This window comes from Methylomonas sp. Uni0009 (assembly GCF_054188105.3).
On record NZ_JBTAFN010000001.1, the window covers coordinates 3,849,534 to 3,862,905 of the forward strand.

13 protein-coding genes are annotated in these 13,372 nt (G+C 54.5%); 11 read left to right on the plus strand and 2 right to left on the minus strand.

Features of this window, described 5'->3' with window-relative positions; all coding sequences use genetic code 11:
* Window positions 1-8: 8 nt before the first annotated feature.
* The gene (ppk1, locus tag ACWAU0_RS17665; protein ID WP_319962825.1) at window positions 9-2,078 is read right to left on the minus strand and encodes a polyphosphate kinase 1; all 2,070 of its coding nucleotides are present in this window, start codon (window positions 2,076-2,078) and stop codon (window positions 9-11) included.
* 126 nt (window positions 2,079-2,204) lie between these two features.
* On the opposite strand from ppk1, the gene cysM reads away from it, so the two are divergent.
* Genes cysM through truA form a run of 4 tightly spaced genes read left to right on the plus strand, consistent with a single transcriptional unit; the run spans window position 2,205 to window position 5,810 of the window.
* On the plus strand, window positions 2,205-3,095 hold the full coding sequence (gene cysM, locus ACWAU0_RS17670; RefSeq protein ID WP_319962826.1) for a cysteine synthase CysM: 891 nt from the start codon (window positions 2,205-2,207) through the stop codon (window positions 3,093-3,095).
* A 58-nt stretch (window positions 3,096-3,153) separates the two neighbouring features.
* Window positions 3,154-4,476 carry a 23S rRNA (uracil(1939)-C(5))-methyltransferase RlmD gene (gene rlmD, locus ACWAU0_RS17675; RefSeq protein WP_415880785.1) on the plus strand — a complete coding sequence of 441 codons (1,323 nt, stop codon included), beginning with the start codon at window positions 3,154-3,156 and terminating at the stop codon, window positions 4,474-4,476.
* Entirely contained in the window at window positions 4,473-4,994 is a 522-nt protein-coding gene (locus ACWAU0_RS17680) for a L,D-transpeptidase family protein (protein WP_415880786.1), read from the plus strand. Before rlmD ends, ACWAU0_RS17680 begins: the two co-directional genes overlap by 4 nt.
* A gap of 12 nt (window positions 4,995-5,006) precedes the next feature.
* The gene (gene truA / locus ACWAU0_RS17685) at window positions 5,007-5,810 is read left to right on the plus strand and encodes a tRNA pseudouridine(38-40) synthase TruA (RefSeq protein ID WP_458137441.1); all 804 of its coding nucleotides are present in this window, start codon (window positions 5,007-5,009) and stop codon (window positions 5,808-5,810) included.
* Window positions 5,811-5,842: 32 nt separating this feature from the next.
* Here the strand turns inward: truA and ACWAU0_RS17690 are convergent, their stop codons facing one another.
* Complete coding sequence (locus ACWAU0_RS17690) at window positions 5,843-7,159, minus strand: AMP-binding protein (protein ID WP_458137442.1); 1,317 nt, start codon at window positions 7,157-7,159, stop codon at window positions 5,843-5,845.
* Between the two features lie 177 nt (window positions 7,160-7,336).
* On the opposite strand from ACWAU0_RS17690, the gene ACWAU0_RS17695 reads away from it, so the two are divergent.
* The 7 genes from ACWAU0_RS17695 (at window position 7,337) to ACWAU0_RS17725 (ending at window position 13,371) form a co-directional block, all read left to right on the plus strand.
* Complete coding sequence (locus ACWAU0_RS17695; protein WP_458137443.1) at window positions 7,337-8,563, plus strand: NAD(P)/FAD-dependent oxidoreductase; 1,227 nt, start codon at window positions 7,337-7,339, stop codon at window positions 8,561-8,563.
* Between the two features lie 10 nt (window positions 8,564-8,573).
* On the plus strand, window positions 8,574-9,743 hold the full coding sequence (locus ACWAU0_RS17700; protein ID WP_458137444.1) for a beta-ketoacyl-ACP synthase: 1,170 nt from the start codon (window positions 8,574-8,576) through the stop codon (window positions 9,741-9,743).
* Window positions 9,715-10,206 (plus strand): hotdog family protein, encoded by a 492-nt coding sequence (locus ACWAU0_RS17705; protein ID WP_523070818.1) that lies wholly within the window; start codon window positions 9,715-9,717, stop codon window positions 10,204-10,206. The genes ACWAU0_RS17700 and ACWAU0_RS17705 overlap by 29 nt, the downstream gene beginning before the upstream one ends.
* Complete coding sequence (fabG, locus tag ACWAU0_RS17710) at window positions 10,203-10,931, plus strand: 3-oxoacyl-ACP reductase FabG (protein WP_458137446.1); 729 nt, start codon at window positions 10,203-10,205, stop codon at window positions 10,929-10,931. The genes ACWAU0_RS17705 and fabG overlap by 4 nt, the downstream gene beginning before the upstream one ends.
* Window positions 10,925-12,160 (plus strand): beta-ketoacyl-ACP synthase, encoded by a 1,236-nt coding sequence (locus ACWAU0_RS17715; protein ID WP_033156273.1) that lies wholly within the window; start codon window positions 10,925-10,927, stop codon window positions 12,158-12,160. The genes fabG and ACWAU0_RS17715 overlap by 7 nt, the downstream gene beginning before the upstream one ends.
* 1 nt (window position 12,161) lies before the next feature.
* Complete coding sequence (locus ACWAU0_RS17720) at window positions 12,162-12,950, plus strand: beta-ketoacyl synthase chain length factor (protein WP_051669872.1); 789 nt, start codon at window positions 12,162-12,164, stop codon at window positions 12,948-12,950.
* Window positions 12,951-13,122: 172 nt separating this feature from the next.
* A complete protein-coding gene (locus tag ACWAU0_RS17725) occupies window positions 13,123-13,371 on the plus strand; it encodes an acyl carrier protein (RefSeq protein WP_101052293.1) in 249 nt (82 codons plus the stop codon).
* Window position 13,372 lies beyond the last annotated feature (1 nt).

Here is a 13,372-nt window from a genome sequence, read left to right on the forward strand (position 1 = left end):
GGCTTATCCTATCCGCAAAACGCTTTGAGCAGTTCGCTCTGCACTTGATAAATGGCTTGATCGTCGGCGCGCAAATGCCGGTACTGGCCGTCGCTTTGCAATTGCCAGGCTTGGGCGTTATCTCTGAGATACGCATCCAGGTCGTTAAGAATGCGTTCGGCAATCCGTTTGTCGGCGATAGGGAAACAGACCTCCACGCGGCGGAACATATTGCGGTTCATTAAATCGGCGCTGGATGCGTAAACCGCCCAATCGCCGCCGTTACAAAACGCATAGATGCGGGTGTGTTCCAGGAAGCGGCCGACGATGGAGCGTACTTCGATATTCTCTGAAACCCCCGGCACGCCCGGCCGCAAGCAACAGACGCCGCGCACGATCATTTTGATTTCCACGCCGGCTTGCGAGGCGCGGTACAGCGCTTGAATTGCCTGTTCCTCGACTACGGCATTGACCTTGATAATAATCCTGGCCGGCTTGCCTTTTTTGGCATGCTCGATTTCTCTATCAATCATCTTCAGGATGCCGTGGTGCAAAGTGAACGGCGATTGCAGCAGCTTATTCAGTTTGCTGACCTTGCCCAAACTGGTCAATTGCATGAATACCCGGCGCACGTCTTCGCCCAATTCTTTTTCGCAGGTAAATAATCCGTAGTCGGTATAAAGCCGGGCAGTTTTAGGGTGGTAGTTGCCGGTGCCCAGATGCACATAATTGCGTAATGTGCTGCCTTCCTTGCGCAAAACCATGCACATTTTGGCGTGGGTTTTATACCCTACCACGCCGTACACCACGTGAGCCGCGGCTTCTTGCAGTTTTGCGGCCAGACCAATGTTGTCCTTTTCATCGAAACGCGCCCGCAACTCGATGACCACCGTGACTTCCTTACCGGCGCGGGCGGCTTTGATCAAGGCCGCGACGATAGGCGAGTCCACGCCGGTGCGGTACAAGGTTTGTTTTATGGCTAATACATCTGGATCGGCAGCGGCCTGGCGAATGAAATCCACCACAGGCGAGAACGACTCGTACGGATGGTGCAACAAAATATCCTGTTTGCGGATGCTGGCAAAAATATCCTTATTGCGCCCTAGCGCGGGCGGCACGCTGGATTTGAACGGCGTAAATTTAAGATCGGGCCGTTCGACCATGCTCAAGATGGTTTGCATCCGGCTTAAATTGACCGGACCGTTGGCTAAAAATAAGCGGTCCGGTTTCAAATCAAAGCGCGCCAACAAGAAATTCACGGTCTCTTCGGGACAATTACCGTCGATTTCCAGACGTACTTCATCACCGTAATTGCGCATCGCCAGTTCGCCTTCCACAGCCAGCATCAAGTCGTCGATCGCGTCGTCGTCGACGAAAAAATCGCTGTTGCGGGTGACCCGGAATTGATAACAGCCCTTGACCATCATGCCGTTGAACAACTCGTTGACGAACGCATGAATGATGGAGGACAGAAACACAAAATCGTAAGGCCCGCTATCGGTCTCGGTAACAGGTAATTGCACGATGCGGGGTAGGGCGCGCGGTGCCTGCAAAACCGCCCGGCCGCTGTTACGGCCAAACGCATCTTTGCCGGTTAGGGAGATGATGAAATTTAAACTTTTATTCAGGATGCGCGGAAACGGGTGGGCGGAATCGAGCCCGACTGGGGTCAGAATCGGCAATAGCTCTTCGTTGAAATATTTTTCCAGCCAGGCTTTTTGTGCCGGGCTCCAACGGTCGCGCCGCAAGAAGCGGATATTCTCGGCCTCCATGCAAGGGATCAGTACCTCATTAAGCACGCGATATTGCTCTGCGACCAGTTCGTGGGCTTTGATCGAGATTTTGTCGAATTGCTCGTTAATGGTTAAGCCGTCGGAACTGACCAGATTGGGGTCCATTTCCGCCATTTGTATCAAGCTGGCGACACGTACTTCGTAAAACTCATCCAGATTGGAACAAGAAATGCATAAGTAATTCAGCCGTTCCAATAGCGGCAGCGTTTCGTCCAGGGCTTGCGCGAGCACCCGAAAGTTAAACTCCAATAAGCTGTGTTCGCGGTTGATATAAAGCTCGGGACTATTTAAATCGATGGATTCCATGTCGGCTGCTAGTTTGATTGGGGTCAGTCGATTATAAATGAAATTTTTTGGCCTTGGGTTACAGCGGCGCTTGAGGTCTGGAACTTGCTATAATCGCCGCCGTAAACTTAACCGGACGTTAAAGTCATGAACTTCCCAACCATAGAATCTTTTGTCGGAAATACGCCATTGGTGCGTTTGCAACGCCTGCCGGTCGCCGGTGGCAATACTATTTTGGTGAAGCTGGAAGGTAACAATCCGGCTGGTTCGGTGAAAGATCGGCCAGCCTTAAGCATGATTCAACACGCCGAAGCGCGCGGCGAGATCAAACCCGGCGATCGCTTGATCGAAGCCACTAGCGGCAATACCGGTATTGCCTTGGCGATGGCGGCGGCGATTAAGGGTTATAAGATGACCTTGATCATGCCGGACAATATGAGCGCTGAGCGCATTGCCTCCATGAAAGCCTACGGCGCGGAGATTATCCTGACGCCGGCCAAAGGCAGCATGGAAGCAGCCATCGATCTGGCAAGAGCCATGGAAGCGCGCGGCGAGGGACGGATTCTGGATCAATTCGCCAATCCCGATAATCCTTTGGCGCATTACGAAGGCACCGGTCCGGAAATCTGGCGCGACACGCAGGGTAAGATTACGCATTTCGTCAGTTCCATGGGCACCACCGGCACCATCATGGGGACCTCCCGGTATTTGAAAGAACAAAATCCCGCGGTTCAAATCATCGGCGTGCAGCCGGAAGGCGAATCGAAAATCCCGGGTATTCGCCGCTGGCCTAAGGAATATTTACCTAAAATATACGACGCTGTGCGGGTGGATAGCATCATCGAAGTCAATCAGCTGAACGCGGAAAACACCACCCGAGCCTTGGCTGCACAAGAGGGTATTTTTGCCGGCGTATCTTCTGGCGGTGCGGTTTACGCGGCTTTGCAATTATCCCAACAAATTGAAAATGCCTTGATCGTGGCGATAGTCTGCGACCGGGGCGACCGCTATTTATCCACCGGCATTTTTCCAACCTAAACAACGCAGCTTTATATTGGGTTACACCGCGCTAACCCAACCCACCCAATCGAGCACAATGGCCCACAAGAAAAAACTCCCGTTAGACCCCGTCACCGTTACCATAGAATCTTTGTCCCACGATGGCCGTGGCGTCAGCCACGTCAATGGCAAAGTCGTGTTTATCGACGAAGCCTTGCCCGGCGAAACGCTGGAATTTGTCTACACCGACAGTCGTAAAGACTATGCAGAAGGCAAAGTGGTCAATCTGATCAGCCGGTCTGAGCACCGGGTCGAACCGGCTTGTCCGCATTTCGGCAGTTGCGGCGGTTGCAGTTTTCAACATGTCGATGACGCCGAACAGATCAACTTCAAAGAGGATTTACTGCGCGATCAGTTCCGTCGCATCGGTAAAGTCGAGATTCCGCAAATCTGGGAAGCTTTGACTGGCCCGCATTGGGGTTATCGCAGCAAGGCGCGGATGGGCGTGAAATGGGTGGCAAAAAAGAATAGGGTATTGGTGGGCTTTCGCGAGCGGCGCAATCCGTTTTTAGCGGAAATCGATAGCTGTAAAGTGATGAACTCCATCGTCGGCGAGAAGCTGATTGCTTTGGGCGAGATGATCGCCGGGTTGACGGTGAAAGACAAAATTCCGCAAATCGAAGTGGCGATTGGCGATAAGGAATGCGTACTGGCGTTTCGGGTGCTGGAGCCACCGACCGATGCCGATAAACAAAGGCTGCGCGAATTTGCCCATCAACATCAGGTCAGCATTTGTTTGCAGCCGAAGGGTCCGGATACCATCGTGCCTTTGGACGGCGAGCCGGAAGTCATTCCGAGTTACGCGCTAGCCGAACAAGGCGTTAAGTTCAATTTCCGCCCGGCGATGTTTACTCAGGTCAATTACCAGATCAATCAGAAAATGGTGACACGGGCCTTGGCAGCGCTGGAACTGACCAAGGAAGACAGGGTACTGGATTTATTCTGCGGCTTGGGCAATTTCACTTTACCGCTGGCGACCCAGGCGGGTCAGGTCGTCGGTGTGGAAGGCGACTTGCCGCTGGTCAAGCACGCTCGGGAAAATGCCAAGTTGAATAATCTGGATAATGTTGAATTTCATGTCGCCGATCTGACTAAGGACTTGAAGGACCAACCCTGGTCCAAGCAAAAATTTACCAAGGTGCTGCTGGACCCTTCCCGGGCCGGTGCTTCGGAAGTGTTACACAACTTGAAACACTGGCAACCGGAGCGCATCGTTTACGTATCCTGCAACCCATCTACCTTGGCCCGCGATGCCGGAATTTTGGTGAATGAGCTGGGCTACAAGCTGGTCAAGGCCGGGGTGATGGACATGTTCCCGCAAACCGCGCATGTCGAATCGATAGCCTTGTTTGTGAAATGACTTCAGGTTCTGCGGCAACGCAGCGCTATCACTTTGCAGCGCCTTATTTGGACATCTCCATTGCCGAGCAACGCCTGCGCTTAGTACACGGCAGCGAGGTGCTCAACGAGTATCAGGTCTCTACCGCAAAAAATGGCCCCGGCGAAAAAAAAGGCAGCTACTGCACGCCGACCGGCTGGCATAAAATCCGCGCCAAAATCGGCGCCGGCCTGCCGATCAACAGCGTGCTGGCAGGCCGGCGGCCAACCGGCGAAATCTACACGCCGGAGCTGGCCGCGCAGCATCCGCAACGCGATTGGATTCTCAGCCGCATCCTGTGGCTGGGCGGGCTGGAACCCGGCAAAAATCGCTACGGCGATGTGGACAGCACCTGGCGCTACATTTATGTCCACGGCACGCCGGACGAGTTGATGCAAGGTAAGCCGGAATCGCATGGCTGCATTCGCATGCGTAACGCCGACCTGATCAGCTTGTTCGAGCAGGTTGCCGTGGGTTGCCGGGTGTGGATTCATGAATAAACAGCAACCGATATGCCGCGCATCGTTTTAGGCATCGAATACGACGGCAGTGCTTACGCCGGCTGGCAATGGCAGGACGGTAAAGCGACCGTGCAGGGCCAGTTGGAAAAAGCCTTGACTAAAATCGCCAATCAACCGATTACCGTACTATGCGCGGGCCGCACGGATGCCGGCGTGCATGCTTTAGAACAGGTAGTACATTTCGATTGTGAGGTCGAGCGCGACATGCATGCTTGGCTGATGGGCGGTAACAGCCAATTGCCCGACGATATTCGCATCACGTGGGCGCAATTGGCGCTCGGTGATTTTCATGCGCGTTACAGCGCCATCGCCCGCGCTTATCGGTATGTGATACTGAACCGGCCGATGAAGTCGGCTTTGCTGAGAACTCAGGCTACCTGGTGTTACCAGCCGCTGGACGAGCGAGCTATGCATCAAGCCGCGCAGGTGCTACTGGGTGAACACGATTTTTCCTCGTTTAGGGCGCAGAGTTGTCAATCGGTCAGCCCCAACCGCTTGATGCATTTTATTGATGTGTATCGCGACGAACAGCGGGTGATCATCGATCTATGCGCCAATGCCTTTTTGCATCATATGGTCAGAAATATCGCCGGGGTATTGATGGAAATCGGTATGGGCCGGCGGCCGGTGGATTGGACTGCCGAACTTTTGGAGACTAAAGACCGCTCCCAAGCTGCGATGACCGCCCCCCCGCATGGTTTACATCTCGCGGCTGTGTATTACCCGGAGCATTATGCGATCGCCAAAAACCCCTTGTTCGATAAGCTGCCGGCAGACGCAAAGCGGCATGATTAATCGCAGCCTGGCAAATCGAGTCGGCGAAACGTCTAGCTCAAACCTTCTAACAGCTTTTCCAGCTCTATTTTTGCAAGTTTACCTGTCCCGTTGCGCGGAATCTGAGTAACAAAATGAATTTTTCGCGGCAGAAACACCTCATCCAGATAGGGCTGTAGACCCCGCCGAATGGCTTGGCTGTCTAGTTTGCTGACCACGACAGCGGCCAGTCGGCCATTATCCTGGATGAAACAAACACCGTCGTCTACGCCGTCTATGTCCAGCAAGCGACGGTTCAGTTCGGTCAGGGACGCGCGCTTGCCGCCGATTTTCACCATGTCTTGATCCCGGCCCAATACGGTAAAACAGCCGTCGGCTTGGATCTGCACAGTGTCTTGCAAAGGCACTGCTATCGGCAAATGCGCAGCTTGCAGACAGCTTTGCCCGCTTTCATATTGATGCAAGCGGCAACCGTCGTAAGGTCGCCACGGGTTCTCAAGTAAGGTCTCGCGGCTGGCAAACGACAGGGTTTCGGTGCTGCCATAGATTTCGCGCGGGGATTGCCCTAAAATTGCCGCGGTTTCGCCGGCCAGCTTTTCAGATAAGGTATCGGTAGCGGAAATAATGCCGGCCAGATTGTCCCAAGCGCCGGTGGTTTTGATTAAGGAACGCAAATGGGTGGGTGTTGACGCCAGCACAACAGGCCAAGGCACGGTGTTAATCGTTTGCCGGATGTCTTCGGCGAAAAACGGTCGGCCGTCGTGCAGCACCAGCCGGGAAAACAACGGCCAAAATACCGAGGTTTCCAGACCGTACATATGTTGCGGTGGCGTGGTGGACAACATCAATAGTTGCTGCTTGGCTAATCCCAGGCTGCTGACCGCCATTTCGGCGGAGGTTTTAAAGGTATGCAGGCTATGCGGACACGGCTTGGGTTTGCCGGTGCTGCCGGAGGTAAAGGCAATCACGGCGGTGCGCTGCCAGTCGAAATCGGGTGGCGATGCTGCGCTTGCAGCGTTTGGCGCGATGACTTGGAACCAATCCAAACCCGTTTGCTGCGGCGCGTGTTCTCTGGCGATATACGCGCCGGGATAATCGCGCAGAATTTCCAGGATAACCGCCATTTGCCCGGCGGGCGGCAACAAGCAAATCTGTCCGCGTACTGCCGCCGCTAACAGGCAGAGGCAAAACAGGTAGCGGTTTTCGCATAAATTAAATTGATAGGGTCGGTCCGGCAATTGCGCGGCCAGGGCCGCCACGTCAGACCATAATTTGCCGCGGCTTACCACTTGGCCGTTGTAGAGGGCAAATGGTGTCGTGTGGTTAGAAATTGGTGTCTGCGCGGCGGGAGATTTTTGGGTTTCCAGCATTGAACGGAATGTTATTGGGGGCAATGCCGCCAAGTTAGCGCCTATCTTGCTAGGGCTTGTTGTAGAAGTTCGTTCTCGTGCTGGAGAAGTATTTCGCCAATTTAACTTGACGGCATAGCCGTTGTTTCTGAATTTTTGCTGGACGTATTTTAACCGGATAAGAGGGTTGGTAAGTAAATGGATGCAGATGTATTGATTATCGGGGCCGGCCCCTCCGGCAGCGTCGCTGCCAAGATGCTGAAACAACTTGGACACCAGGTGGTGATCCTGGAAAAAGAGCAGTTCCCGCGGTTCTCGATTGGCGAAAGCCTGCTGCCGCAATGCATGGCCTTTATGGAAGCCGCGGATATGCTACCGGCGGTGACGGCGGAAGGTTTTCAATTCAAAAACGGCGCGGCATTTTCCAGAGCCGGCAAACTGACCGAATTCGATTTCACCCAAAAATTCAGCCCAGGCTGGGGCACCACCTTTCAAGTACCGCGCGCCCATTTCGATAAGGTGTTGGCCGACAGCGCCGAGGCGGCCGGCGTGCCTATTCATTATCAACAAACCATCCTGGCAGCCGATTTTAGTAATCCTGAGCAAGCCAGCCTGACCAGCGTCGATGCCAATGGCTTGCACAAGCAGTGGAGGGCAAAGATGGTATTGGATGCCAGCGGTTTTGGTCGGGTATTGCCAAGATTATTGGATCTGGAAACGCCTTCTTCGTTGCCGCCGCGACGCGCGCTGTTCACGCATATCGAGGATCGGATTACTGTAACCGATTACGACCGCAATAAAATTTTAATTGCCATTCATCCTGAGTTTCATGAAATCTGGTACTGGCTGATTCCATTCAGTAACGGCAGAAGCTCGCTGGGTGTCGTGACGCCAGCGGGTTTCCTGGACCAGCGCAGCGGCGAGCCGCTGGAAGTGTTAAAGGACATTGCCTTCGAAGAGCCACGTCTCGCCGAGCTGTTGACCAACGCCCGTTTCGATACCCCGGCTAACACCATCGGCGGCTACTCGGCCAACGTCAAGCAACTCTATGGACAGGGCTTTGCGTTACTCGGCAATGCCGGCGAATTTTTGGATCCGGTGTTTTCATCCGGCGTGACGATTGCGATGAAATCCGCTGCGTTGGCCGTACCCTTGGTTGACCGGCAATTACGCGGTGAGCCGGTAAACTGGTCTATCGAATACGAGCGGGCTTTGCGCAAGGGCATAGAGGTATTTCGGGCTTATGTGGAGGCTTGGTACGATGGCCGTTTTCAGCAAATTATTTTCGAGGAAAATCAGTTGGCCAGCGTCAAGGCCATGATTTGTTCCATTCTCGCCGGCTATGCCTGGGACGAGGAAAACCCGATGACGCAGCGCAGCGCCCAGAAAATTGAGGCCATCTTGGCGACTTATCAAACTGCCTGAGCGGTGTCATTTGTATTTACATGACTTAGGCATGGTCTGCGCCTTGGGCGGCAGCAAGGCCGATATTTTAGCCGCATGGCTTGCCGGTCGCTCCTTTCCGCCCGTTCCACCGGCCTGGCTGGATTCGGCGATTCCCGCATTCGGCGTGCTAACGGAATTACCGGCCATTCCCACCAAGCTTAAACAATACGATTGCCGCAATAACCGTTTGCTGTTGTCGGCGCTTTGCCAGATCGAATCCACTATCAGCACCGCCATAGTTCGTTACGGCGCAGATCGCGTTGGCATAGTGGTAGGCACCAGTACCTCCGGGATTGCCGAGGGTGAAACCGCCGTGCAAGTGTTGCGGGAAACCGGGGGCATGCCAAGCCACTATCACTACAAGCAGCAGGAATTGGGCGGTGCGGCGGAGTTTTTGGCGGCTTACCTGGATATTCGCGGTCCGGCCTACACCGTGTCCACGACCTGTTCATCCAGCGCCAACGCCCTGGCCTCAGCGCGCCGCCTGTTACGTTTGGGTGTCTGCGATGCGGTCGTGGTCGGCGGAGCTGACAGTTTATGCCGCACCACGCTGGAAGGCTTTTTTGCGTTAGGTGCCCTTAGCAAAACCACTTGCAATCCGTTCAGTAAAAATCGCGACGGGACGATGATAGGCGAAGGAGCCGCTTTATTTCTAATGACGCGGGAACCCGGCGAAATCGCCTTGCTAGGTGTCGGCGCCAGTGCCGATGCCTATCATATTTCCGCGCCACGCCCTGACGGTAGCTGCGCGTTACTGGCGATGCAGGCTGCGCTGGCCGATGCACAGCTAAAGCCTAAGCAAATCGATTACATCAATCTGCACGGCACCGCAACTTGGCAAAACGATACGATGGAAAATCGGGCGGTCGGGCAGTTGTTCGGTAGCGATACATTTTGCAGTTCCAGCAAACCATCTACCGGCCATTGTTTGGGTGCGGCGGGTGCGCTCGAAGCCGGTTTGTGCTGGTTGCTACTGTCTGATTTACATCAAGAAAGTCGTTTGCCGCCGCATCTGTGGGATGGCGAACCTGATCCCGACATGGTGCGGCTGCATTTGGTCGGGCTGGAAAACCAGGCGCTAAAGCCGCTACAATACTGCCTCAGCAACTCTTTTTCATTCGGCGGAAACAATGTGTCCTTGCTCATTGGACATCCCTGACAGCCCTGCGGTTTTTCCTTACCGCATCGAAACGCTAGTACCTCAGTCCGGGCGTATGGTATTGCTGGACCGGGTGCTGGAAGTAGGGGACAGCCATATCGTAGTCGAATTGGAGGTGCGCGAAGACGGCCTGTTTTCGTGTAGCGATCATAGCGTACCGGCCTGGGTGGGCTTGGAATATATGGCACAAGCCATTGCCGCCTACTCCGGGTATCACCGCAAGTGCCGAGGCGAAGCGATTGGATTGGGGTTTTTATTAGGCACTCGCTACTTCGAATGCTCGGTCGGCAGTTTTCCCTGTGGTGCCAAACTGACCGTCAGTGCGGAAAAAATTATCGAGGCCGCCAACGATATGTCGGTGTTCGACTGCACGATAACAGGGCAAAATATTAAGGCCAGCTCCAAGTTAAATGTGTTGCTGCCACAGGATTCGCAAAAATTTCTCGCCGGAAAAGGAATATGAGCCAACCAACCATCCTGGTCACAGGATCCAGCCGAGGCATCGGCAAAGCCATCGCCCTGCGCCTTGCTCGCGCGGGCTACGATATTGTACTGCATTGCCGCAGCCGGCTGGATGAAGCCGAGCAAGTCAAACAGCAGATTGTCGAGATGGGCCGCCACGCGCGCGTACTCAGTTTTGATTTAGCTGACCGGAATGCGGCCAAAGACAGTTTGGAAAACGATATTCATACCCATAGTGCCTACTACGGCGTGGTCTGCAATGCCGGTCTTTCCCGAGATAATGCCTTTCCGGCCTTGAGCGGCGAAGATTGGGACCAAGTATTGCGCAGTAATCTCGATGGTTTTTACAACGTGCTTTATCCGCTAGTCATGCCGATGATACAACGCCGTAAACCGGGGCGTATCGTCACGCTGTCTTCCGTTTCCGGTTTAGTCGGTAACCGCGGCCAAGTCAATTACAGCGCGGCCAAAGCCGGCATTATCGGCGCGACTAAAGCGCTAGCGGTTGAGTTGGCGAAACGCAAAATCACCGTCAACTGTGTGGCCCCTGGTTTAATCGAAACCGAGATGCTGGAAGGCTTGCCCCTTGAAGAAGCGCTGGCCGCCGTGCCGGCCAAACGCTTAGGCACGCCAGAAGAAGTCGCGGCCTTGGTGGCGTTTTTGATGTCCGAAGATGCCGCTTACATTACCCGGCAAGTGATTTCGGTGAATGGAGGTTTGTGTTGACCCGCCGCGTCGTCGTGACCGGCATGGCCGGCTTTTCGCCGATCGGCAACGATTGGCAGGAAATACGCGGCAGCCTTTTAGCCAAGCAATCCGGCATCCGTTACATTCCGGAATGGGAAATTTATAACGGCCTGCTGACCCGTTTAGCGGGGGCAGTGGAAAATTTCACGCTGCCGGGCCATTACACCCGCAAAAACACCCGCAGCATGGGTCGAGTCTCGTTAATGGCAACTCGGGCCACGGAACTGGCGATGCTTGATGCCGGTTTGCTGGGTGATCCGATTATCAGCAGCGGCCGCACCGGTGTAGCTTATGGTTCGTCAGTCGGATCGACGCCGGCTATCGCCGATTTCGGCAGAATGCTGATTAATCACGACATTGGCAATCTGAATGCTACCACTTATCTGAAAATGATGGGCCACACCACCTGCGCCAATGTGGCTTTGTTTTTTCAGGTGCGCGGCCGGGTCATACCTTCTGTCAGTGCCTGTACCTCGGGCAGCCAGGGCATCGGTTACGCCTACGAAGCGATCAAATATGGTTTGCAGGACGTGATGCTGGCGGGCGGCGCGGAAGAGCTTTGCCCGACCGAAGCGGCGTTATTCGATGCGCTCTACGCCACCAGCACCCGTAACAGCGAACCAAATCTGACTCCGCGGCCTTTCGACCGCGACCGCGACGGTTTGGTGATAGGGGAGGGTGCTTGTACCTTGGTATTGGAGGAACGGGAACGCGCTGTGGCGCGCGGCGCGCGGATCTACGCCGAAGTTGCCGGGTTTGCCACCAATGCCGACGGTGTGCACGCCACGCAGCCCAATGCCGACACAATGCAGGTGGTGATGCGTCTGGCCTTACGGGATGCACAGCTTGAGCCGCAGCAAATTGCTTATATCAGTGCTCACGGCACTGCCACTGAGCAGGGCGACATTGCCGAAAGTCATGCAACGGCCGCAGTGTTTGGCGGCAACACCCCGATTAGCAGTTTGAAAAGTTTCACTGGTCATACCTTGGGTGCTTGTGGGGCCTTGGAAGCCATGGTGGCAATTCAGATGCTGAGGGAAGGCTGGTTTCATCCCAATTTGAACCTGGATAATCTCGATCCGCGTTGTGCCGAGCTGGATTATCTGACCAGCGACGGCCGTCATATCCACGCCGACTACATCGTTAGTAATAATTTTGCGTTTGGCGGCATCAACACATCTTTGGTTTTACAGCGCTGGGATAGCTGAGTTGACCGAGAACATGGCCGAGTCAGGCAGGGAAAGCCGTTTGGCTTTCACAGTAAAGCACTGGTGTTTCTGGCAATCCGCGCCGGAGCCCCAAACCACTAGCTGGCCCAACGGTGAAATATTGCCATATAACCAAGGTAAGGCCGATGTGGGGTTTTTACCGGCGATGCAAAGGCGCAGATTATCACCTTTAGCCAGAGCGGCCTGCGCTGTGGCCTGGCGCAGTCGTAGCGAAAACGGCGATATGCCCTCGGTATTTTTCTCAAGCCATGGCGAAAGCCAGTATTATTTCGAGATGCTTGAAGAGTTGGCAGAGGGCGAACATGTTTCGCCCAGCCGCTTCAGCCAGTGCGTGCATAATGCCATCGCCGGCTTGTCCAGTTTCCATAGTACAAGCTATTTACCGTATGTAGCCTTGGCCGGCGGTACGGAAGGGCTGTATGCGGCTTTTATGGAAGCAGGCGGCATGTTGCTGGATGTTCCCCAGGTTTTGCTCGTCTGTTATGAACAGCCTTTGCCGGAGGCTTATTTGTCTTATCTGCCCGGCAGTCAAACGACCTGGGCTTTGGCAATGACGCTGGGGCGATCAGCCAGTGCCGGGCCGCAATTGCAGCTGACGCGCGAGCCGGCAAATGGCACGGCAATGCCGGAAAAGGGCTTGCCCAATTTCGTGCAAGCAGTCATATCCGGCCGGCAAAGCGGATCATGTCGGCAGGACAGGGCAATCTGGCATTGGCGTTTGGACGAGTTTCATAACTCGATTGCCAGCGGCCTAAGCGATCTGCCGTAACCCAGGGTATAATCCCTGTTTGGCGTAGTAATTTATCGCGCGGTTGGCACAGATACTTTGGCGCTTGGAGTGGTGCCAGAGGACAATACAATATCAACCGATACTCGCTAAATCGAGGCTTTAGAGCGATTGTCAGGCCGAGTCGAGTATCGCAATAGGAAACAACACCCGTATGAAGACCCAAGAAGACGTATTCGCCACCTTAAGAGAATTGATGTCGGAAATGTTCGAGTTAACGCCCGAGGACATCACCTTGGAGGCTAACTTGCGGCAGGATTTGGACATCGACAGCATCGATGCGGTGGATTTGATGGTCAGGCTGCGCGAGATTACCGGCAAACGCATCAATCCCGAGGATTTCAAAAATGCCCGCACCATCCAGGACGTGGTGGATACTGTTTACCGGATCAGTGCTGAATAAG